Origin of the sequence: Streptomyces sp. NBC_00306, assembly GCF_036169555.1 — a bacterium.
Taxonomy (GTDB): Bacteria; Actinomycetota; Actinomycetes; order Streptomycetales; family Streptomycetaceae; genus Streptomyces; species Streptomyces achmelvichensis.
Window position 1 is genome coordinate 4,864,487 of record NZ_CP108032.1, and the last position, 21,422, is coordinate 4,885,908.

Below are 21,422 nucleotides of genomic sequence, written 5' to 3' on the forward strand. Positions count from 1 at the left end.
TGATGGCTGACGAACCGCTCGTACTCGGCATCGAGACCTCCTGCGACGAGACCGGCGTGGGCATCGTCCGCGGCACGACGCTGCTCGCCGACGCCATCGCCTCCAGTGTGGACACGCACGCCCGCTTCGGCGGAGTCGTGCCCGAGATCGCCTCGCGCGCGCACCTGGAAGCGATGGTGCCGACCATCGAGCGCGCGCTCCAGGAGGCCGGTGTCTCGGCGCGCGACCTCGACGGCATCGCCGTGACCGCGGGCCCGGGCCTCGCGGGCGCTCTGCTGGTGGGCGTGTCGGCGGCCAAGGCGTACGCGTACGCCCTCGGCAAGCCGCTGTACGGGGTGAACCACCTCGCCTCGCACATCTGCGTCGACCAGCTGGAGCACGGCCGGCTGCCCGAGCCGACGATGGCGCTGCTGGTCTCCGGCGGTCACTCCTCGCTGCTGCTCGCGCCCGACATCACCAGCGACGTACGGCCCCTGGGCGCGACGATCGACGACGCCGCCGGCGAGGCCTTCGACAAGATCGCGCGCGTGCTCGACCTCGGCTTCCCGGGCGGTCCGGTGATCGACCGGCTCGCCAAGGAAGGCGATCCGGCGGCGATCGCGTTCCCGCGCGGCCTGTCCGGCTCGCGCGACCCGGCGTACGACTTCTCGTTCTCCGGGCTCAAGACCTCCGTCGCCCGCTGGATCGAGGCGAAGCGGGCCGCGGGCGAGGAGGTGCCGGTGCGCGACGTGGCCGCGTCCTTCCAGGAGGCGGTCGTCGACGTACTGACCCGCAAGGCGGTGCGCGCCTGTCTCGACGAGGGTGTCGACCACCTGATGATCGGCGGCGGTGTGGCCGCCAACTCCCGGCTGCGCGCGCTGGCCCAGGAGCGCTGCGAGAAGGCCGGCATCCGGCTGCGGGTGCCGCGGCCGAAGCTGTGCACGGACAACGGCGCAATGGTCGCCGCGCTGGGCGCGGAGATGGTGGCGCGCAACCGGCCGGCGTCCGACTGGGAGCTGTCCGCGGACTCCTCGCTCCCGGTGACGGACCCGCACGTCCCGGGAGCCGCGCACGACCACACCCACGACCACGACCATGTGCACGAGGTCAGCAAGGACAACCTGTACTCATGACGGCCGTCGCGCTGATGTGGGAGGCCCGCGCGGTCCAGGGGCGGGGGCCGGAACTGCTCGCCTGGGCCAGGGCGCAGGAACTGCCGCGGGAGCCCGTACGCGTCGAGTTCTTCCGCGCACCCGACGACCGCGTCCTGGTCATCACCTGGTGGGAGGCCCCGGGCCTCGACGCGGACCTGCCGGAGCTGCCGGAGCCGGACGGGGGGCTGGTGACGCGTCCGGTGCACCGGTGGCGGTTCGAGGCGGTTTCGTAGGCGGTTCTGCGGGTTCCGGCGGCGGTACCGCAGGCGGCAGTGCGGACTCAGGTGGAAGCTCTCGGCGGCCTCCTTCGGCGTAGCCGGGCCGTTCCGATGGCAGCTCGGGAAGATTCTCAGAAGAATTCTCCGGGAGCTGTCGATCCGGCGGCCTCCCGTTCGACGCAGGGGTGAGAGGCAGGGAAGTCCCCCGCCCTCCCGACCGAGGAGTCACCATGCCGCGCTTCCTGACCATGATCCGCATCGAGGAGCAGAACCTGCCCAGGGAGGCCGCCGGCCCCGAGTTCGACGAGCGCATGGGCGCGCTGTTCGAGGAGATCACCAAGGCCGGGGTCATGCTCGACACCGCCGGGCTCACCCCGACCGCCGACGGCACCCGGGTCCACTGGTCCACCGGAAAGATCAGCTACACCGACGGGCCGTTCACCGAGACCAAGGAAGTCATCGGCGGCTACTCCATCATCCAGGCCAAGGACAAGGCCGAGGCCCTGGAGTGGGCCAAGCGCTTCCTGGAGATCCACCCGGCCGAATGGAACGTCACCGCCGAGGTCCGCCAGATCGAGGAGTGAGAGCCGGTCGCGCTTGCCCCGCCCCGGCACGGCTGTTCTGATGGGTGGCCGTGACGGCAGCAAGCGCGACCGAAACGGTCGAAGCGGTGTTCAGGATCGAGTCCGCGCGGATCATCGCCGGCGTCGCCCGCATCGTGCGGGACGTGGGCATAGCCGAGGAACTCGCGCAGGACGCCCTGGTCGCCGCGCTGGAGCAGTGGCCGGAGTCGGGCGTGCCGGACAGACCCGGCGCCTGGCTCATGGCCACCGCCAAGCACCGCGCGATCGATCTCGTACGCCGCAAGGAGACGTACGCGCGCAAGCTCGCCGAGGTCGGGCGGACCCTGGAGGACGTGCCGCCGCCCGAGCCGTCGGACGTGGACGACATCGACGACGATCTGCTGCGGCTGATCTTCACCGCGTGCCACCCGGTGCTCTCCACCGAGGCGCGGATCGCGCTGACCCTGCGGCTGCTCGGCGGCCTGACGACCGAGGAGATCGCCCGCGCCTACCTCGCCCCGGAGCCGACGGTCGCGCAGCGCATCGTCCGCGCGAAGCGGTCGCTCGCGAAGGCCGGCGTCCCCTTCGAGGTACCGGGCCCCGCCGAGCGCGCCGAGCGTCTGGACTCCGTGCTGGAGGTCATCTACCTGATTTTCAACGAGGGTTACTCGGCCACGGCCGGCGACGACTGGCTGCGCCCGGCACTGTGCGAGGACGCCCTCCGCCTCGCTCGCGTCCTCACGGGCCTGATGCCCCGCGAGCCGGAGGTGCACGGCTTGACGGCGCTGCTGGAGTTCCAGGCCTCCCGCATCGCGGCCCGCACGGGCCCCGACGGCGAGCCGGTGCTGCTCGCGGACCAGAACCGCGCCAAGTGGAACAGGATGCTGATCGGGCGCGGCATGGACGCCCTGCAACGAGCGGGCACCGGCCCGTACGCGGTCCAGGCGGCCATCGCGGGCTGCCACGCCCAGGCGGTCCGCTACGAGGACACCGACTGGCGGACGATCGCCTCCCTCTACGGCCGTCTGGCCGCGCTCGTCCCTTCCCCGGTGGTCGAGTTGAACCGGGCGGTCGCGATCTCGATGGCAGAGGGCCCGGAGGCGGGCCTGGCCCTGGTGGACGCTCTCGCCGGGGAACCGGCCCTGAAGGACTACCACTTGTTGCCGAGTGTGCGGGGTGACCTGCTGGAACGCCTGGGGCGGGGTGCGCAGGCGCGTACGGAGTTCGAGCGGGCGGCGTCGCTGACCCGCAACGAACGGGAGAGGGAACTGCTGCTGGAGCGTGCCTCACGCTGCGCGCCGTAGGCGGCCACGGCGAGCTTCGAGATCCCACCGACAGGTACGGTCCGGAACGACCGGACGGACGTCCAGCACACGGACGACCGGGGTGCCGTCCGCAGCACGATCACCGTCGACGAGCGCTTCGGCGAGGTGTGCCTCCAGGGTCTCCTCCGTGGGCGGCCTGCCGGGGCTCGAAGCTCAGGTGCGGTCTCCCTGACGCATCACAACTGCGCACGTTCCGGGCCCGGTTCGTCGTACGCGTCGAGCCACGTAGCGGCAGGTCGGGGCTTGAGCTTCGGGGCTCGGGATTCGAGCTCCTTCTCTACAGATTGGGTGGGGGGATTGTTCCCACCCACCCACCCCAACTCAGCCGCGCACCAGGCGAGATGACTTTTTGTGATCGAGTCGCGACACACTGCCGTTGCCGTGTAGCGTGCGCCCCGAAGGCAGACAGAACGACCCCCATGCGGTGCTACCAACACCACACAGGGGTCTGACCTACAAGATCGTGGAGCCGATCTCATGGCTGTTCAGCAGTTTAATCCTGCCCCGCGCCCGGCCGCCCATCCGATGGCCAATCCGGGTTACGGCAAACGCCTCGCCCCCTCCCAACGCCCCCGCCGCGCGGACGACTTCGCACATCTGCCCAGGCGTGAAGGGGCGGTCGCGGACTATGTCGACCGGCAGCCCGAGGGCGCGGACATCTCGGTGAAGATGCTCGCCAAGCACCTGCCGGGCTACGGCCAGTGCGCGGTGGCGACCATTCTGAACAACCTCTCGGCGGCGGGCCACTACCGCCGTGTCCGCCAGTGCGTCACGAGCGCGTCGGGCACGAACATCTGGGTCTGGCGCTCGTACTGGTCCCGTACGCCCCGCGACGACGCCTGGTGGGCGAACTTCGCGGCCGGTGAACTCGGGACCTCGACGATCCCTGCCGCCCTGGCGAGGACGGCGGGCTACGACGTCCTGGCCCGACTCGGGCGTATCGAGGCACGGCTGACGCTCTCGGCGTCGGAGTGCGCGGCACTGGAGGCCGCGGCGGGCGCATGGTTCGAGCGCGGCGCGAGCGAGAGCCAACTGCTCTCGGCCATGACGGCGGGACTCCCGGCACAGGTCTCCCACCCGTACGGCTTCGTCCGCGCCCGCCTGCTGTCGAAGCTCCCACCGGAACCCCCGGCGCCCCGAATGGTGATGGAGTGCACGGACTGCGGAGCCCCGGGCGAACCGGCGTCCTTGCCGGGAGGCCTGTGCCGCACATGCACGGACACGGACCGGCTTGCCGCACTGCCGCCCGCGTCCGCCGGGGTCCACGACCGGGTGGGGCGCCTGCGCTCGGCGCTGCGGGCGGGCCCGGGGGACTGAGGCGGTGGCCCGCGCGACGCGGGAGCGGCCTCAGTGCTTGTCCCACACCGGAGGGTGCGCTTCTGCCAAGTGACCGATACATGCCTGCGCCAGCATCGGCAGGAACTCTACGAAATCCGCAGACCCGGACCCTCCTCCCAGTTCCATGGAGAAGAAGCGGTCCAGAGAGTCTTCGTGGTTCTGGAAGAGGGCCAACGCTTCATAGGCTTCGGCGGCCAGACCGGGAAGTTCCCACACACATGCGGGATGGCACTCCTCGATCAGCATCCGGATGCCCTCCTCCACGGAGGCGCCTTGCATATCATCCGAGACCGCCAGGCCGTCCTGGCCGAAGTAGATCATCAGGTACTGACGGAAGCGCGGGAAACGCAACAGCAGTTCCTCGGCGGTGAGCGGTGGCCGGTAGTACTCCTCGCGGCTTCCCGAGTACCACTGCTCGACGTGGGAGGCGATGGCCCGCAGAGCGGTCGATGTGCATTCCGCCGGGACCGCCCGCGGGAGGTTTTTCAGCTCTTCTCTGCCGCCCCCGCCCGACGGATCCGCGTCGAACAGGTCGGCGGCCTGGCGCAGTTGAGCCGCGACTTCGTAGAGCGTCCGCCCGCCGCCCTTCTGGGCGTAGACAAGGCCGCGAAGAACCGGGTGCAGCCGGCTCTGCCATTCCCCGGTATCGCCGGGGATGCCGGTGGAGGCGAAAACGCTCAACAGGGATCGGGCACCCGACAAGCGGAAATACCCCATGGTCTCTTCGCTCAGCATGAGGACCTTTCTGATGCACACAACGGTACGTAATGTTGTGTCCTGGTAGTTCGACGGACGTGGCGGTGGGGGACACGGGGGCGACGATCCGCTGGCATCACCGCCCGACGGGCTCAGCCCGGCGGTCTCGATACGGGAGCGGCCTCAGTGCTGCTCTTCGAAGTGGACGTGGACGGCGTCGAGAATGGCCCGCAGGACCGGCTTGGAGGCCCAGGGGATCACCTCGACGAGCCCGGCCCCCCGCGCCTGCGATGTGGGGAAAAACAGCAGAGCCTCCTGCACCTGTGCGGCCAGCGCGGACATGTCCTGATGGCAGCGGTTCGGATGCTCGCTCGCGACGCCCTCCCGCACCCCTTCGTCGAAGTCCTCATACTCGCCAGAGTCCACCCACCACCAGAACTCCGCGATTCTGCCGAACTTCAGAACGGCTTCCCAGGCTGCCATGGGCAGTTCATCGAAATCCGGAAGAGACTCCCGTTCCTGAAGTCGGAGCAGACCGGAAAGCAGCCTGAGGAATTCCGGCCCCGGGAGATCGCCGGCGGCTTCGGCAAGCTTCTCGGAGAACCCGATGGGCGTCGCCGGCGGCTTCCCGGACTCGAGCTGATCCGAGAGCAGATCGAGGAGAGCCGACACCGTGGCCACGGGCATGGCCCAGTCGGTCTCCGGTGAGTTCCTGACCGTTCGGCAGAACCGGGCCAGCTCGTCCTCAAGGGCGGCGTTGGCGCTGTCCCGTCGGCACGCGACTGCCAGATCGAGGAGCCTGGAGACCGGGCCGTTGTTGAAGACAGCTCCGGTGTACGTGGTCATCTCGTGCATGCTGAGGGGCGCCCTGGAATGGACCGTCAGGATCTGACGGAGGCGCGGGAAGGGCTGCTCACCGCTGGCGCAGTTGCACGGCCAGGTCCGCGAGCCAGCCGCTGGGGGTGAAAGGCTCCGGCGGGTCGACCTCCATGCCCAACTCGTCCAGGGCCAAGGCGTAGTCCGACTCCTCCAGGGGAAGGGTCAGGGCATCGTGCACCTCACCCGTGAGCTGGGCGATCAGGCCGCTGTCTGTGGTGTCCAAGTAGTCCTGAAGCGCCTCGTCGTGGTCCTCGAACTCGTCGGGCATGTCCTGTGAGAACCAGCCGCCCAGAAGCTGCGCCAGTTCCGGGAAGCGGGCATGCCATTCCCAACGAGTCCGGGGCGGGGCGGGAGGCGGGGCCTGGCCCGTCTCGACGCTCTCCTTGAGCCGGTCGGCGAGGCGAATGAGCCACCCCTGGATCTCGTCGTCGGGAAGACCGACGTCCGGTACGGGATAGAACTCGCCGAGCCGCAGGCGCAGCCGCCCGGGCGGGTTGCCGGCGTACTCGCGCAGTTGCTGCTCGGCGATCGCGATCGCCCACGGGCGGGTGCGCCATGTGTGCCGGAGGTAGGCCGTGAGCGGTTCGTCGTCGTCGGCGTTCCGGCCTGTGTAGGCGCGGACGACCTGGTCCAACTCGCCGAACTTGCGGTCGTGTTCGCGCGGCTTCAGGGACACGGATGCCTCTAGAGGTAGATCGGGAAGGTGGCGTGGACGGTGAACCCGTGGGGGCTCGCCGTGTCCCGCTTGAGGACCACGCGGGCGGAACGGACGTCAATGGGCTCACGCCCGGCGAGCATCATCGCCTGCAACAGGACGCGCCCTACGGGCTGAGGGCGGGACGGCCAGGCGCTCTCGATGGTGAGCCGATCGCGGGTGGACTGTGCGAGCCAGCGGTGAATGACCTGCTCGTTGGCGGTCACGACGTGCTGGGTCGCCCACTGGGCGGTCTCCCGGTCGGGGTACGTGGCGGACCGAGTTCTCATGGTTCTGAGTACCTATTGCCTTTTCCAGACGGGTGGGTGGTGGGCCTTCATATGGTCGATGCACGTCTGCGCCAACAACGGGAGGAACTCCATGAAATCCGGCTCCCCCGAGCCTCCGCCGTGTTCCTGAGCGAAGAATCGGTCGACGGTGTCTTCGTCGTGGAAGACAGCCAGCGCCTCATAGCACTCGGCGGCCACTCCGGGGAGTTCCCAGGGGCACTGCGGATGGACATGATCGATCCACATCTGGAGGCCCTCTTCAATCGTAGATCCACTCATGTCGTCGGAGATCGCAGTGCCGTCCTGGCCGAAGTAGACGGACAGCAGAGGAATGAGGCGTGGAAAACGCAGAGAGAGCTCGGATGTTGTCACCATGACATCGCCTCTGGGCTTCGAGGTGCATTCCTCGACATGGTCGGCGATCTCTCGGAGGGTGACAGGTGTCATATCCAGCGGACTTGCTTGTGGAATCCTCTTCGGGAGGGGCGTTCCTTTTGTCAGTGCATCGGTGAAGAGATCAGCCGTCAGGCGCAGTTCGGCAGCGACTTCCCACAGGTTCCGTCCGCCGCCGGCAGCGGCGTAGTCCATCCCTCGCACCATCGGTGCCACGATGGGTTCCCACAGGTCGCGTTCTACCGGAAGTTTGCGGTGGAACGGTTTCAGGAGAGCTCTGGCACCCGAGATTCGGAAGTGCTCGCGCTGCCGCGGCGCAGATGTGGCCATGAGCTAACTCTCCTTGTCGCCCACTACAGGCATGGACGTCATGACGACGAAGGGCGGATCGAGGTCTTCATTGAAGACGAGTTTAGTCTTGACGCCGTAGGTGTCCTCTGCCTTGTTCGCCGGGAAGGGATCGTCCCTCATGTGTTGACGGTCGATGCTCCTCCCTGTCGTGCCGTACGGTGTGCTGTCCAGTGGCAGTTCAAGGGGCTCCCTCTTGGACCCGGACTGCTGGCGTTCGATCCAGTTCTTGATTTCGTCCGCATGCTCGTCGATGTTGTACTGAGTCACTCGCTGCGCTGTGTCGAGATCCTTGAACGTCGAGGCGTTTGCCGGAAACGGCTGGCCGTGCGGCCACGCAGGTGGGGGCTGCCCTTCGATGACAGGCCGAGGGCCTTTCTTGAGATCGTCCCGTAGTCGCTGCGCGAGCTGCTCGTCCGTCAGCCCCACATGCCGTGTTGCCGTATGGGAGTTCTCAAGCCACTCGGTTGACGCAAGGTCGATCTGGTAGATGCCCAGGTCGGTGTGGCCATCCTTCGTCCATCTGTGGCGAGGCTTGAACTCGTCCAGAGCTCGTGCTCCGAACGATCGGGCCCTCGCTTCACCAGCCGCGAAGGTCGGAGCGCTCAAGAATGCCTCGTCGAGTTCCGCCATGAGTTTGTCGACCTTGGCGGAGGCCTCGTGGAAGGCCTTGTGACAGGCCTCGACAGCGGCGTCGGCACCCGACTTGTCCATGTGGGAGCGGAACGTCATGACGATCTCACCGAACGCCAACGTCGCCGTCAGTCGAGTCAACTCCGCAAGGTCGAGGCCAGTAGTGAGATCTTTGATCGTCGCTTTCGCTGCCTCGGCCCCGAGGCGGGAAGTCGTCTCACGCGCTTTGTCGGCGGCGTCGGCGGCGTCGTGGAAAGCCTGATGCAGTTCATTGGCGGTTTTCGCCAGGACCTCGATGATAGGGCGCCTGGCATTGGCAGCCTCTGACCCTTTGGTCTTCCAATCCCGGCTGCCGGGAGTGTCCCGAGCCACGTCCTGGTTGTCCGAGTCGCGGCTCCGCCCCCAGGCGGTCGTACCCCAGATCGACTGGCAGAACGCGTTCATGGCACCTTGCCACTCGCTGTTGCCGCTATTGGTGATGTACGCGATGCAGTCCGAGAAGCTCTTGGCCGACTGCTTCGCAGACTTGCCCGACACCTGCCACGCGTCGCCGATCGCTCTCAGCTGCCCAGTGTCCGCGCCTGGGGTGATTTCCACCGTCTTGCCGAGCCGGAGCCCGTGTTCGAACGCTTCCTTGAAGGTGTCGGCCAGCCAGTCCGGCCCGTCGCCCGCCCACGCCAAGAGGGGCCCCGAGTGGTCGCCCGTTCCGGTCCATTTGATCGAAGAGACGGATTCGTAAGTGACTTTGCCGACGCACACCGGTGGACTTTGGAGAGGCGGCATCTCCAGCTGGTGGTGCCGATTGGCCTGACGTGAGTTCCAATCCGCACGCTGATAGTTGTTCGCTGTCTCCGTCAGGCCGACCACGACGCCCTCGATGCTGAGGATTGCCCGCGCCCAGACCTCCAGGTACCGCTTCGCGACCTTCTTGTAGGCGTCCGCGAACGCGTCCGCACCATGACCGCGGCCGGCCACTTGGGTCTGGCTCCACCCGCCCACGGAACCGAGCAGACCTGTCGCGGACTTGTGGAACTCGAACTGCTGGTTGCTGACCAGCCCCGACGCGTAGTAGACGTGGCTCGGCCTGATGTCGAACCCGCCAGGGGTGTTGGGCGGCTCGGCGGGCTTGAGGTCCTCGACGTTCCGCTTACGTTCCCGTTCCGCCGACCCGGTGTCATGGCGGGAGATGTCCACGCCATTGGGGTCTTCGAGCGACCCGGGAGAAGGTTCTGGCGTTGGCTCGCCAGAAGGTGACTTCGGCGAGTCGCCGCCTGATGCAGGAGGAGCTGAGCCGGAGGGTGCGGGAGTCGGCTCCGCCATCAGGAGGCCCCCCACCCTCGCAGCACAGCCCTGTGCGCCTCCGCGTAGTTCGCGTGGCCGGTCGTCACCACCTCGTGCAACCAGGCCTGTGCCGCCTGGAGGTCCTGCATCTGGCGGTCCCACTTGTCGAGTTCGTCGACGAAGGCCTCGCGCGCCTCGCCCTTCCAGGTCAGGACGGCCTTCTCAGTCCTGCCGTACAGGACCTCCAAGCCCTCGTTCAGCTTTCTTAGGACGTCCTCGAGCTCTCTCGCCAGGTCTGTCAGCGTCGAGAAGTTCACACCTATGTGGTCGTCGGTCATTCCGTGCCCCCGGGCCGGTCTCTTCTGGTCACATGTCCCGCAGCGCGCTGCGCGCTGATGCCCCTGAGGGTTCACCGGACAGTTCACGTGCTTCGCGGGCTACGTCCACCCCAGAGGCGATGCTCCGTATCTGCCGCATCGTCTCGAGGTCCTCCTCAGTGAAGCCGTCCCTGCCGAGGAGTACCGCCGTCTCGATGACCTTCAGCGTTTCCCGAATGCGTACCGCGTCCTCGGCCGCGCCCCGATGCAGGGCCCGGTAGCCCTTGGCCGCCTCACCCTGCCAGCCTGCCTCGATGCGGTCGACGATCGCGTCCATCCGCCGGACCTGGTTGTCCAGATGGCGCTGCATGCTGTCGAGGTCCCGGGCCAGTCGGGTCAGGTCGCCGCTCGACGCGACCAAGTCGGCATTGTTCTCCACGGCTCCCCCTGTCGTGTGGTCCACGGCAGCCTAACAACGGCCCCTGACAGCACGGTGGTTGCAGAAGGGAAGCCTCGTGTGACGTGCGCTACGCCGGACGCCCCACCAGCATTGTCGGCGCCCCCGCCACCCTCGTCAGGAACACCGTCGCCGCGTTCCGCCCCTGCGGTTTCACCTTCCGGCGCAGTTCCTCCGGTTCCACCGCCGAGCCGCGCTTCTTCACCGTCAGGTTGCCGACCTCCCGCTCCCGCAGAAGCGCCTTCAGTTTCTTGAGGTTGAAGGGGAGTTCGTCCGTGATCTCGTACGCGGTGGCGAACGGCGTCGGGCGCAGTTCGTCCGCCGTGATGTACGCGATCGTCTCGTCGATCAGGCCGCCGTCCAGGTCCTCCGCAACCTCCGCCACCAGGTGCGCCCGGATCACCGCGCCGTCCGGCTCGTAGAGGTAGCGGCCCACCGTGCGGACCGCCGGGTCCGGCAGGCCGCGGCCGGGCAGGGAGTGCGGGCCCGGGAGCAGGGTGGCGCGGCGGGTGCCGGGGGTGGTGCCGAACCACAGCACCGCCTCCTTCACATCGCCGCCGTCCGAGATCCACTCCGCCTCGGCGTCGTCCGGGATCAGTTCGTGCGGGATGCCCGGGGCGATCTTCACCGCGCCGGTGCCCGCCCGGCGTACCGCCTCGATCGCCCAGGACAGGGGAGGGGAGTACGCCTCCGGGTCGAAGATGCGGCCCCGGCCTCCCCGGCGTGCCGGGTCCAGGAACACCGCGCCCGGTCCGGTCGCGATCTCCGTGACGTCCGCGCAGCGCACCTCGATCCGGTCACCGAGCTCCAGCGCGTCCGCGTTCGCGCGCGCCGTCTCCGCCGTCAGCGGGTCGCGGTCCACCGCGAGGACGCGGATGCCGGCCCGGGCCAGGGCGATCGCGTCGCCGCCGATCCCGCAGCACAGGTCGGTGACCTCGGCCGTGCCGAGCTCCCCGAAGCGCCGGGCCCGGTACTCCGCGACCGGCTTGCGCGTCGACTGCTCGACACCGTTCGGCGTGAAGTACATCCGGTACGCGTCCTGCTCGCCGAACTTCGCGACCGCCCGCTGCCGCAGCCGCGCCTGTCCCAGGGCCGCCGAGACCAGCTCGGTGGCGTGTTCGCGGCGCAGCCGCGTGGCGATCGCCAGTTCCTCGGCCGGGTCGTGGTCCCGCAGGGCGGCGAGCAGGGTCCGGCCTTCCTCGGTACGGAGGGCGGCGAAGAGTGGGAGGTCGTTCACCGGCCCATTGTGGGCCAGGTGGGCGATGGTCTGCCCGTGGTGGAGGTGTCGGCCCGGCCGTGGGGATCCGTGCTGACAGGATCCAGCGCCATGCAGCTAGTCGGACAAAACGGAAACATGCCAGCAAAACTCACCCGATCGCGTCGCGGCCGGGCGCACCGCCGTGCCGTCGCGGCCGCCCTGCTCGTCGCCCTCCTCGGCTCCGCCTGTGCGGCCGAGTCCACGGACGGGGCCGGCGGCCCGAAGGCCGACCGTCATCCCGAGGCCCGGAAGGAGGCCGGCGCGGCAGGCGCGCTCGCCGCCCGCGCGGCCCGGATCAAGCGCGACCAGACGGCCCGGGCGGCCGCCGCCAAGAAGTGGGGCCTCTCCCGGACCCCGTTGGCCGCACCGCCGCCGCCCGCCGTCAAGCCGAAGATCACCACCCGCAAGGGCTTCGAGGTCGAGGGGCAGGATTCGATGCCGCCCGTCTTCACGACCGTTCCGGTCAAGGAGAAGGTCGTCTTCCTGACGATCGACGACGGCTCGGAGAAGGACCCCGACCTGCTGCGGATGATGAGCGATCTGCGGATCCCGTACAGCGCGTTCCTCAGCGACTACGTCATCAACGACGACTACGACTACTTCCAGCGGATGCAGGACCGCGGGGTCTCGCTGCACAACCACACCCTCAACCACCGCTATCTGCCCGGTCTTTCCTACGCCGCGCAGAAGCGGGAGATCTGCGACCAGCAGGAGAAGCTCGAGAAGCGGTACGGCAAGCGGCCGCCGCTCTTCCGGCCGCCGTACGGCAACTACAACCGGGACACCCTGCGGGCCGCGCGCTCGTGCGGCGTCAAGGCCGTGCCGCTGTGGGCCGCCGAGGCGTTCCCCGACCACATGGAATGGCGCGAGTGGGACCGGGATCTGCACCCGGGCGACATCATCCTCACCCACTTCCGCGGCAGCGACGAGTGGAAGGGCACCATGCCCGACATGATCCGCAAGGTCATGAAGACGGTGACCGACAAGGGGTACGCCGTGGCCAAGCTGGAGGACTACGTATGAGCCGCGCGCTCCGGCCGTCGGCCGCGACGGTGGTCGTGGCCGGTGCGCTGCTCGTCTGTGTCGGCTGTGCCCCGGCAGCCGTGGACCCGCTCGAACGGCTCGGCCGCAGGGCGGTCGAGAAGGTCGACCCCGGGCCCACGGCGCCGGCGGTACGCCGAGTGGGCGCACTCCCGGGACCGTCGCGCGCCGAGGGCCGCGTCCGCTCCGAGGGTCTCGACGCTCCGGGTCTCGCCGAACCGGCGACCCGGCTGCTGGGCCGTATCCACCGGGTCCATCGCGCCCATGGCACCCATCGCGCCCATCGCCCGCACCGTGCGTACGACGCCGCGCCGGGCCGTACGCACGAAGCCTGGCCGGGCCGTGGGGGCGAAGCCGCGCCCCGGGGAGCCCGTGACGCGCCGCGCAGGGCCGGCCCCTGACATGCCCGGCCCCTGACCCGCCCGGCCCCTGACACGCCCGGGGCCGGGGAACGCCCCGCCCCGCCCGTGCGTTTCCCCCACACGAGCGGAACGACCCGCCGCAGGGTGGTGAATTGGCACTCCGCTTGACCGAGTGCTAATCGCAGTCATAGTCTCGGCACTGGCACTCCCCACCGGAGAGTGCCAACACAGCGACAGGCAGGTCCGGCACCCGCGACGACGGATCGACCTGGTCGCCACCTCTGCTCAGTTAACCCCGTGAGATCTCCGAAGGGGGAGGTCGGATCGTGACGACCGCCAGCTCCAAGGTTGCCATCAAGCCGCTCGAGGACCGCATTGTGGTCCAGCCGCTCGACGCCGAGCAGACCACGGCCTCCGGCCTGGTCATCCCGGACACCGCGAAGGAGAAGCCCCAGGAGGGCGTCGTCCTCGCCGTGGGCCCGGGTCGCTTCGAGAACGGCGAGCGCCTGCCGCTCGACGTCCAGACCGGCGATGTCGTTCTGTACAGCAAGTACGGCGGCACCGAGGTGAAGTACAACGGCGAGGAGTACCTCGTCCTCTCGGCCCGCGACGTGCTCGCGATCGTCGAGAAGTAATTCACCACATAGTTTGTGCTTGTGAGCTGCGCCCCCGGCCCGCGCGACCCCGAGAGGGCCGGGCGACCGGGGGCGCAGTTCGTTCACCCCCAGCTTTCCGAGAGGGCTGAATCGCTCCATGGCGAAGATCCTGAAGTTCGACGAGGACGCCCGTCGCGCCCTCGAGCGCGGCGTCAACAAGCTTGCCGACACGGTCAAGGTGACGATCGGCCCCCGCGGCCGCAACGTCGTCATCGACAAGAAGTTCGGCGCACCCACCATCACCAACGACGGTGTCACCATCGCCCGTGAGGTCGAGGTCGAGGACCCGTACGAGAACCTGGGCGCCCAGCTGGTGAAGGAGGTGGCGACCAAGACCAACGACATCGCTGGTGACGGCACCACCACCGCCACCGTGCTGGCCCAGGCGCTGGTCCGCGAGGGCCTGCGCAACGTCGCCGCGGGTGCCTCCCCGGCCGCCCTGAAGAAGGGCATCGACGCCGCGGTCAAGGCCGTGTCCGAGGAGCTCCTCGCGACCGCCCGGCCGATCGACGACAAGGCAGACATCGCCGCCGTGGCCGCGCTCTCCGCGCAGGACCAGCAGGTCGGCGAGCTCATCGCCGAGGCGATGGACAAGGTCGGCAAGGACGGTGTCATCACCGTCGAGGAGTCCAACACCTTCGGCCTGGAGCTGGAGTTCACCGAGGGCATGGCCTTCGACAAGGGCTACCTCTCGCCGTACATGGTGACCGACCAGGAGCGTATGGAGGCCGTCCTCGACGACCCGTACATCCTGATCAACCAGGGCAAGGTCTCCTCCATCCAGGACCTGCTGCCGCTGCTGGAGAAGGTCATCCAGGCGGGTGGCTCCCGGCCGCTGCTGATCATCGCCGAGGACGTCGAGGGCGAGGCGCTCTCCACCCTCGTCGTCAACAAGATCCGTGGCACCTTCAACGCCGTCGCGGTGAAGGCCCCGGGCTTCGGCGACCGCCGCAAGGCGATGCTCCAGGACATGGCGAGCCTCACCGGCGCGACCGTCATCTCCGAGGAGGTCGGCCTCAAGCTCGACCAGGCCGGTCTCGACGTGCTGGGCAGCGCCCGCCGCGTCACGGTGACCAAGGACGACACCACCATCGTCGACGGTGGCGGCAACCAGGACGACGTCGCCGGCCGTATCAACCAGATCAAGGCCGAGATCGAGTCCACGGACTCCGACTGGGACCGCGAGAAGCTCCAGGAGCGCCTCGCGAAGCTGGCCGGCGGCGTGTGCGTGATCAAGGTCGGCGCCGCCACCGAGGTGGAGCTCAAGGAGAAGAAGCACCGTCTGGAGGACGCCATCTCCGCGACCCGCGCCGCGGTCGAGGAGGGCATCGTCTCCGGTGGTGGCTCCGCGCTCGTCCACGCGGTCAAGGTCCTCGAAGGCAACCTCGGCAAGGAGGGCGACGAGGCCACCGGTGTCGCCGTCGTCCGCCGCGCCGCCGTCGAGCCGCTGCGCTGGATCGCCGAGAACGCCGGCCTCGAGGGCTACGTCATCACCGCGAAGGTGGCGGAGCTCGACAAGGGCCAGGGCTTCAACGCCGCGACCGGCGAGTACGGCGACCTGGTGAAGGCCGGCGTCATCGACCCGGTCAAGGTCACGCGCTCCGCCCTGGAGAACGCCGCGTCCATCGCCTCCCTGCTGCTCACGACCGAGACCCTGGTCGTCGAGAAGCCGGCGGAGGAAGAGGCCGACGCGGGCCACGGCCACGGTCACGGCCACTCCCACTGACGTCCGACGCCTGACGTCCGACATCACCCACCGAGCCCGGTGTCCCCGTCGCGGGGGCACCGGGCTCGGTGTTTTTCGTGGCCCGATGGTGAGTTGGGCGGTGCTGTCCGAGCCGACGGGCGAGCCGGGCCGGTGTTTTCCGGGCCCGACGGTGCGTACGGCTCAGTCGCCGATGAAGGTCAGATCGAGCCGGTTCAGCCGGTCCGGATCGGCCAGGATGTCGATCGCGACGATCTTCCCGCCCGTGATGGTGAAGCCCATGACCGACAGCGGGCGGCCGCCCGGCGCGGTGACGATTCCCGCGCCGCCGTTGACGAGCACCCGCCGCGAGAACTGCGAGAACTTCTGGAAGGTGAGCGCCTGACCTGCCACCTGACGCGCGCCGCGCACCTCGCGGGACGGCATTGCCGGCAGGGCCCCGGCATCCGCGCGCAGCACCACGTCCGGGTCGAGCAGCGCCACCAGCGCGTCGAAGTCGCCCCCGCGCGAAGCGGCGATGAACGCGTCGACGACCTCGCGCTGACGAGGCAGATCGTCGGGTACGGAGGTCGTGCCCTGCACCCGGCGGCGGGCCCGGCTGGCGAGCTGCCGGGTCGCGGCCGGGGTGCGGCCGACGATGGGGGCGATCTCGTCGAAGGGCAGGGCGAACATGTCGTGCAGAACGAAGGCGAGCCGCTCCGCGGGCCCGAGGGTCTCCAGCACCACGAGCAGCGCGAGCCCGACCGAGTCGGCCATCAGCACCTCGTGCTCGGGATCGACCGCGCCTTCCCGCTGAACGACCGGATCCGGTACGCGTACGTCCAGCGACTCCTCGCGGCGGGACTTGCGCGAGCGCAGCATGTCGAGGCAGACCCGGCCGACCACGGTCGTCAGCCAGCCGCTCAGATTCCCGACCGCGCTGGTGTCGGAGCGGTGGAGCCTGAACCAGGCTTCCTGCACGGCGTCGTCCGCCTCGCTCAGTGAGCCGAGCATCCGATAGGCCACGGCCTTGAGGTGGGGCCGGTCGGCGTGGAAACGCTCCGCCAGGAACTCTTGGTCATCCATCGCTGCATCCTCCGTCGTCGTCCTCGTAGGGATGACGCGGGAAACGGGCCGGATGTGACAGCCTCCGGCCGGAGAGACAGGCTCCGCTTCTGTGGGCAGTCGGCCCCCCCGGCTCCTACGCGGAGTGGCCCAGCGTCTGCGCGTGAACCGGCTCCTCGAACGGCAGGCCCTTGCCGTACCGCTCCAGTTCGTCGAGGGCCAGTTCCGTCATCCGGTGCAGCTCGTTGCCGAGCGAGCCCGCGACATGGGGGGTCAGCAGCACGTTCGGCAGGGTGTAGAGCGGGGAGTCCGCGGGCGGGAGCTCCGGCTCGGTGACGTCCAGTACGGCGTGCAGCCGGCCCGGGAGCAGTTCGCGCAGCAGCGCGTCCTCGTCGACCAGAGAGCCGCGCGAGGTGTTGATCAGCGTCGCGCCGTCCGGCATCAGTGCGAGCCGGCGGGCGTCGATCATATGGCGAGTACTCGCCAGCTCCGGGGCGTGGACCGAGACGATGGAGCTGCCGGCGCACAGGTCGTCGAGCTCCGTCTTCACGGCACCGAGCGCCTCGGCCTCGGCGGCGCCGACGTACGGGTCGTAGAGCAGCACGTCCAGGTCGAAGGGGCGCAGCAGCTCGGTCACCCGGCGGCCGATGCGGGACGCGCCGACGATCCCCACCGTGCTGCGGAAGTTGCCGGCACCGGCCAGTTCCTGCCGCCAGTCGTGAGCGGCGCGCAGCCGGCCGTACCGCTGGGCCGAGTGCAGCACCCGTTTGCCCGCGAAGAGGATGGCGGCGAGCGTGTACTCGGCGACGGGCAACGCGTTGGCGGACGCGGCGGAGGCCACGGTGATGCCGCGTTCCCAACAGGCCTCCGTGATGTGGTGCTTGACGGAGCCGGCCGCGTGGACGACGGCACGCAGCCTGGGCGCGCAGTCGAGCACCTCGGCGGTGAGCACGGGCGCGCCCCAGCAGGTCAGCAGGACTTCGGCGGTGGCGAGCGCCGAGGCGACCCGGGGGGTGGGGGCGGCCAGGTCGTGCGCGACCAGATACGGATCGGTGTCGGCGAGGGCCGCCAGCCGGGCCCGCAGGGGATCGGTGAACAGTTGGTCCGCGATCCCCGGGCCCATGGCGAGGAGGACGGCGGGACGCTTCTCGGTGCGCTGCTGCATGATCGGACCCTGCTCCTTGTGCCTGGCCGGAATCCGCTCACGCTGCCCGGCGCGGAATCTGTTCACGCGGCCGGGAGGACGGGATGTGCCGGGCCGCCCGGCACGACGGACATCCGCTCACCCTGCCCGGTGCGGACGGGCACACGCTCACCCTGCCCCGCCTGGACGGGATATGACGGCACGCCGGTGTGCACCCGCCCGCCGAGCGCCGGCGGCCGCGGTCCTTCGACCGCGGCCGCGCGTGCGACGTGCGCGCGTCCGGTCTACTGCGGTCCGTACTTGCGGCCCGTCTTCGACGTCACCCCGCCCAGCAGATTGCGCGGCGCCAGCTTCGCCACTCCCATCAGCGCCTTGTACCGCGGGTCCGGGATCGAGACCGCCTTGCCGCGGGCCAGGTCCGCGAGTCCCGCCTCCACCACCTTGTCGGCGTCCAGCCACATCCAGTTCGGGATGTTGTCGGTGCCCATGCCGGCGCGCTCGTGGAACTCGGTGCGGACGAATCCGGGGCAGAGCGCCATCAGCCGTACGCCCGAACCCGCCAGGTCCCGTGCCGCGCCCTGCGTGAACTGCACGACCCACGCCTTCGACGCCCCGTAGGTCCCGCGGGGGACGAACGCCGCCACCGAGGCCACGTTCACCACACCGCCGCGCCCGCGGTCGCGCATCACCGCGGTCGCCGCGGCCGTGAGCCGGAGCACCGCCTCGCAGTGCACCTTCAGCATCGTCAGCTCGTCGGCCATGGACACTTCCAGGAAGCGTCCCTTGTTGCCGAACCCGGCATTGTTGACCAGCAGATCCACCGGGTTCTTGCGGTCGCCCAGCCGCTTCTCGACGGCCGCGATCCCGTCCTCCTCGGACAGGTCCGCGGTCAGCACCTCCGCCTCGATGCCGTGCCGGTCGTGCAGCTCGGTGGCGTGCTCCTGCAGCCGTTTGGTGTCACGGGCCACCAGCACCAGGTTGTGTCCCTCGGCGGCGAGCCGCCGCGCGAACGCGGCACCGATGCCCGCGGTCGCTCCCGTAATCAGTGCAGTCGTCATAGGCGGCACGTTAGTGCCCCGCGTGTCGGCGCCGTGTACACGCCCGGCCTGCGGGACGGGCCCTCGCGCGCTGTGCCCGCCCGATCCACGGAAGCGTCCTACGCGCCGTACTTCTCCACATACGTACGCGCTGTCGCGAGCAGTTCGGGGTGGAGCGCGTCGCCCGCGGCGAGTATCTCCGGCAGCAGTGCCCGCTCGGTGGTCCCGGCGCGGAACGACAGTCCCACCGTCACCGTGTGCCCAGGGGTGTGCACGATCTCGACCGCGTCGCCCGCCCGGATCTCACCCGGCTCGACGACCCTCAGATACGCGCCCGGTGCTGCGTTGCGCGTGAAGCGCCTGACCCAGCCCTTCTCGCCGAGCCAGGAGCCGAACGTACGGCACGGGATGCGGCCGCTCGTCACCTCCAGCACGAGGGAGTCGCCGATCCGCCAACGCTCGCCGATCTTCGCGTTGTTGACGTCGAGGCCGATCGTGGTGAGGTTCTCGCCGAAGGCGCCGTTCGGGATGGGATGGCCCAACTCCCGCTCCCAGAAGTCCAGATCCTCCCGGGCGAAGGCGTACACCGCCTGATGCGTCCCGCCGTGATGGCGCAGGTCGCAGATCGTGTCCCCGGCGAGGCCGCTGCCACCGCGGCCCTTCGGCCCGGGGTCCGTGACCATGACGGCGCCCTCGGCGGGCTGCTTGTCGATCCCCGTCGTCCCGTCCGGGGTGTCGGTGTAGTCCACCGTCTTGGCGCGGCCCACATTGACCGTCAGAACCTTCATGACTGCACGCTAACCCGGCTTACCCAAACGATCCAGCCGATAATTGCCCCGATCTCCAAGGTCCCCTTATATTCGTGGAGTGATCGAAGCCCGCCATCTCCGAGTGCTCCGCGCGGTCGCCGCCACCGGGTCCTTCTCGGCCGCGGCCCGCTCACTCGGCTGCACCCAGCCGGCCGTCAGCCAGCAGATGAAGGCGCTCGAGGCGTCGGCGGGCACCCCGCTCCTGATCCGCACAGGCCGGGAGATGCGATTGACGCAGGCCGGTGAGGCGCTGGTGCGCCACGCGTCCGGCATCCTCGCGGGTCTCACCGCCGCCGAGGAGGAGATCGCCGCCATCGCCGGGCTGCGTGCGGGCCGGGTGCGGCTGGTCTCCTTCCCCAGCGGCAGCTCCACGCTGGTCCCCACCGCGCTGGCCGCCCTGCGGGCGGCCCATCCCGGCACCCGGGTCTCCCTCGTCGAGGCGGAGCCGCCGCGGTCGGTGGAGATGCTGCGCGGGGGCGACTGCGATGTGGCGCTGGCGTTCCGTTACGACGGCGGGGAGGCGGAGTGGGACGACCTGGTCGTCCGGCCCCTGCTCACGGACCGGCTCGTCGGCCTGGTCCCGGAGGGCCACCGGCTGGCCGCGTCCGCCACGGTCACCGTCGCCGACCTCGCCGAGGAGCCCTGGATCGCGGGCTGCCCGCGCTGCCGCCGCCAACTGGTCGAGGTGTGCGAGAAGGCCGGCTTCACCCCGCGGATCGACTTCGCCACCGACGACTATCCGGCGGTGATCGGCTTGGTCGGAGCGGGTCTGGGTGTCGCGGTGCTGCCGGAGCTGGCGCTGGAGTCGGTACGCCCCAAGGGTGCGCGGACGGTCACGGTCGTCCCCGCCGTCGAGCGCGAGATCGTCGCGCTCACCCTCCCGGACCTCGCCCAGGTCCCCGCGGTCTCGGCGACGCTCGACCGACTGGCCCTCGCCGCGGCCCGCTGAGCCCCCTCTGCGCGGCTCCGGGCGCCCCTGTACGACTCTGGCGCGAACGCGATTCACCCCTGCCCGGATCCGGGCAGGGGTGAGTGCAGGAACGTTTCTTCGAACGGTTGGGGCAAACGGGTGTCAACCTCGCCCCATGCCGGTCACGCTCGTCGCGGGGATCAGCCGGTGCCTGGCCCGACCCATGAGCTCCTCGCGTTCGTCCTCGGTGAGTCCGCCCCACACGCCGTACGGCTCCCGCACCGCCAGCGCGTGTGCCGCGCACTCCGCGCGGACCGGGCACCTCATGCAGACCTCTTTCGCCGAGTTCTCTCGTGCACTGCGTGCCGCGCCCCGCTCGCCCTCGGGATGGAAGAAGAGCGAGCTGTCCACCCCACGGCAGGCCGCGAGGAGCTGCCAGTCCCACAGATCGGCGTTGGGTCCGGGAAGGCGGGAGAAATCTGCCATAGCGCTTGCCCCTTGAAACCGTGCTGAGCGGATACAGGTCAGGTCGGTCAGGTCGCGCACGAGCGGCGGATACGAGCCGTATCCGGCACCCGCACCATGCCCCACGACCGTACATCTACTGTGTAAGTAGATGTAAATATGACTCATTGCGAATCTAGCCACAGACACCGCAGAAAGTGAAGAAAAGCCGCTAAATGGGGCATAGCTTCCGGGTGAAGGCCTGTTGACCTGCATTGCTCTACGTCGCGTACGGCCGCTCACATAGAGTGCTGAAGTGGGCAGCCCGACCCGTAACTCTTTCGAGTGACCGTCGTTGGTAGTGCGGAAGCGGTTGAAAGAACAAGCGCTAGGGCACATGTCCGAGAGCGTTCAACCGCACAGGTGACGAAACGTACCCAGCCTGGA

The 21,422-nt window shown here is 69.3% G+C and carries 24 protein-coding genes; 10 read left to right on the plus strand and 14 right to left on the minus strand.

Annotated elements, in window-relative coordinates; all coding sequences use genetic code 11:
• The first annotated feature begins 2 nt into the window (after nucleotides 1-2).
• The 5 genes from tsaD to OHA05_RS21800 all read left to right on the plus strand — a co-directional run bounded on the left by tsaD (nucleotide 3) and on the right by OHA05_RS21800 (nucleotide 4,556).
• Entirely contained in the window at nucleotides 3-1,112 is a 1,110-nt protein-coding gene (gene tsaD, locus OHA05_RS21780) for a tRNA (adenosine(37)-N6)-threonylcarbamoyltransferase complex transferase subunit TsaD (protein ID WP_313944655.1), read from the plus strand.
• Nucleotides 1,109-1,366 (plus strand): hypothetical protein, encoded by a 258-nt coding sequence (locus OHA05_RS21785; RefSeq protein WP_328861484.1) that lies wholly within the window; start codon nucleotides 1,109-1,111, stop codon nucleotides 1,364-1,366. Before tsaD ends, OHA05_RS21785 begins: the two co-directional genes overlap by 4 nt.
• A 215-nt stretch (nucleotides 1,367-1,581) precedes the next feature.
• A complete protein-coding gene (locus OHA05_RS21790; protein WP_313944653.1) occupies nucleotides 1,582-1,935 on the plus strand; it encodes a YciI family protein in 354 nt (117 codons plus the stop codon).
• Nucleotides 1,936-1,985: 50 nt separating this feature from the next.
• Nucleotides 1,986-3,218: an RNA polymerase sigma factor gene (locus OHA05_RS21795; protein ID WP_328861485.1), complete on the plus strand. Its 1,233-nt coding sequence runs from the start codon at nucleotides 1,986-1,988 to the stop codon at nucleotides 3,216-3,218.
• Between the two features lie 498 nt (nucleotides 3,219-3,716).
• A complete protein-coding gene (locus OHA05_RS21800; RefSeq protein ID WP_328861486.1) occupies nucleotides 3,717-4,556 on the plus strand; it encodes a hypothetical protein in 840 nt (279 codons plus the stop codon).
• A 30-nt stretch (nucleotides 4,557-4,586) separates the two neighbouring features.
• Here the strand turns inward: OHA05_RS21800 and OHA05_RS21805 are convergent, their stop codons facing one another.
• The 9 genes from OHA05_RS21805 to OHA05_RS21845 form a co-directional block, all read right to left on the minus strand.
• A complete protein-coding gene (locus tag OHA05_RS21805; RefSeq protein ID WP_328861487.1) occupies nucleotides 4,587-5,312 on the minus strand; it encodes a hypothetical protein in 726 nt (241 codons plus the stop codon).
• 144 nt (nucleotides 5,313-5,456) lie between these two features.
• Nucleotides 5,457-6,119 carry a hypothetical protein gene (locus tag OHA05_RS21810; RefSeq protein ID WP_328861488.1) on the minus strand — a complete coding sequence of 221 codons (663 nt, stop codon included), beginning with the start codon at nucleotides 6,117-6,119 and terminating at the stop codon, nucleotides 5,457-5,459.
• A 67-nt stretch (nucleotides 6,120-6,186) separates the two neighbouring features.
• Nucleotides 6,187-6,828 carry a contact-dependent growth inhibition system immunity protein gene (locus OHA05_RS21815; RefSeq protein WP_313944648.1) on the minus strand — a complete coding sequence of 214 codons (642 nt, stop codon included), beginning with the start codon at nucleotides 6,826-6,828 and terminating at the stop codon, nucleotides 6,187-6,189.
• An 8-nt stretch (nucleotides 6,829-6,836) separates the two neighbouring features.
• Nucleotides 6,837-7,136 carry an RNase A-like domain-containing protein gene (locus tag OHA05_RS21820; RefSeq protein WP_313944647.1) on the minus strand — a complete coding sequence of 100 codons (300 nt, stop codon included), beginning with the start codon at nucleotides 7,134-7,136 and terminating at the stop codon, nucleotides 6,837-6,839.
• A gap of 12 nt (nucleotides 7,137-7,148) precedes the next feature.
• Entirely contained in the window at nucleotides 7,149-7,859 is a 711-nt protein-coding gene (locus OHA05_RS21825; RefSeq protein WP_313944646.1) for a hypothetical protein, read from the minus strand.
• A 3-nt stretch (nucleotides 7,860-7,862) separates the two neighbouring features.
• The gene (locus tag OHA05_RS21830) at nucleotides 7,863-9,704 is read right to left on the minus strand and encodes an RNase A-like domain-containing protein (protein ID WP_313944645.1); all 1,842 of its coding nucleotides are present in this window, start codon (nucleotides 9,702-9,704) and stop codon (nucleotides 7,863-7,865) included.
• A gap of 125 nt (nucleotides 9,705-9,829) precedes the next feature.
• Nucleotides 9,830-10,129 (minus strand): WXG100 family type VII secretion target, encoded by a 300-nt coding sequence (locus tag OHA05_RS21835; RefSeq protein WP_313944644.1) that lies wholly within the window; start codon nucleotides 10,127-10,129, stop codon nucleotides 9,830-9,832.
• A 28-nt stretch (nucleotides 10,130-10,157) separates the two neighbouring features.
• Nucleotides 10,158-10,547 carry a WXG100 family type VII secretion target gene (locus OHA05_RS21840; protein ID WP_328861489.1) on the minus strand — a complete coding sequence of 130 codons (390 nt, stop codon included), beginning with the start codon at nucleotides 10,545-10,547 and terminating at the stop codon, nucleotides 10,158-10,160.
• Between the two features lie 88 nt (nucleotides 10,548-10,635).
• Nucleotides 10,636-11,802, minus strand: coding sequence for a THUMP-like domain-containing protein (locus OHA05_RS21845; RefSeq protein WP_443043739.1), 1,167 nt, complete (start codon nucleotides 11,800-11,802; stop codon nucleotides 10,636-10,638).
• Nucleotides 11,803-11,919: 117 nt separating this feature from the next.
• Here OHA05_RS21845 and OHA05_RS21850 point away from each other — a divergent pair, with 117 nt between their 5' ends.
• The 4 genes from OHA05_RS21850 (at nucleotide 11,920) to groL (ending at nucleotide 15,608) form a co-directional block, all read left to right on the plus strand.
• Entirely contained in the window at nucleotides 11,920-12,846 is a 927-nt protein-coding gene (locus tag OHA05_RS21850) for a polysaccharide deacetylase family protein (protein ID WP_328861490.1), read from the plus strand.
• Nucleotides 12,843-13,265: a hypothetical protein gene (locus OHA05_RS21855; RefSeq protein WP_328861491.1), complete on the plus strand. Its 423-nt coding sequence runs from the start codon at nucleotides 12,843-12,845 to the stop codon at nucleotides 13,263-13,265. The genes OHA05_RS21850 and OHA05_RS21855 overlap by 4 nt, the downstream gene beginning before the upstream one ends.
• Before the next feature lie 287 nt (nucleotides 13,266-13,552).
• A complete protein-coding gene (gene groES / locus OHA05_RS21860; RefSeq protein ID WP_108151600.1) occupies nucleotides 13,553-13,861 on the plus strand; it encodes a co-chaperone GroES in 309 nt (102 codons plus the stop codon).
• Between the two features lie 118 nt (nucleotides 13,862-13,979).
• Entirely contained in the window at nucleotides 13,980-15,608 is a 1,629-nt protein-coding gene (gene groL / locus OHA05_RS21865) for a chaperonin GroEL (protein WP_313944640.1), read from the plus strand.
• Between the two features lie 162 nt (nucleotides 15,609-15,770).
• On the opposite strand, the gene OHA05_RS21870 is transcribed toward groL, so the two are convergent.
• The 4 genes from OHA05_RS21870 to OHA05_RS21885 all read right to left on the minus strand — a co-directional run bounded on the left by OHA05_RS21870 (nucleotide 15,771) and on the right by OHA05_RS21885 (nucleotide 19,600).
• A complete protein-coding gene (locus OHA05_RS21870; RefSeq protein WP_313944639.1) occupies nucleotides 15,771-16,652 on the minus strand; it encodes a sigma-70 family RNA polymerase sigma factor in 882 nt (293 codons plus the stop codon).
• Nucleotides 16,653-16,767: 115 nt separating this feature from the next.
• Nucleotides 16,768-17,796, minus strand: a complete 1,029-nt coding sequence (locus OHA05_RS21875) for a hydroxyacid dehydrogenase (RefSeq protein WP_313944638.1) — start codon at nucleotides 17,794-17,796, stop codon at nucleotides 16,768-16,770.
• Nucleotides 17,797-18,059: 263 nt separating this feature from the next.
• Complete coding sequence (locus OHA05_RS21880) at nucleotides 18,060-18,833, minus strand: SDR family NAD(P)-dependent oxidoreductase (protein ID WP_313944637.1); 774 nt, start codon at nucleotides 18,831-18,833, stop codon at nucleotides 18,060-18,062.
• A 98-nt stretch (nucleotides 18,834-18,931) separates the two neighbouring features.
• On the minus strand, nucleotides 18,932-19,600 hold the full coding sequence (locus tag OHA05_RS21885; protein WP_313944636.1) for an MOSC domain-containing protein: 669 nt from the start codon (nucleotides 19,598-19,600) through the stop codon (nucleotides 18,932-18,934).
• A 79-nt stretch (nucleotides 19,601-19,679) separates the two neighbouring features.
• Here OHA05_RS21885 and OHA05_RS21890 point away from each other — a divergent pair, with 79 nt between their 5' ends.
• The gene (locus tag OHA05_RS21890; RefSeq protein WP_327681210.1) at nucleotides 19,680-20,570 is read left to right on the plus strand and encodes a LysR family transcriptional regulator; all 891 of its coding nucleotides are present in this window, start codon (nucleotides 19,680-19,682) and stop codon (nucleotides 20,568-20,570) included.
• A gap of 123 nt (nucleotides 20,571-20,693) precedes the next feature.
• Here OHA05_RS21890 and OHA05_RS21895 read toward each other — a convergent pair whose 3' ends face one another.
• Nucleotides 20,694-21,017 (minus strand): WhiB family transcriptional regulator, encoded by a 324-nt coding sequence (locus tag OHA05_RS21895; protein WP_313944634.1) that lies wholly within the window; start codon nucleotides 21,015-21,017, stop codon nucleotides 20,694-20,696.
• Between the last annotated feature and the right edge of the window lie 405 nt (nucleotides 21,018-21,422).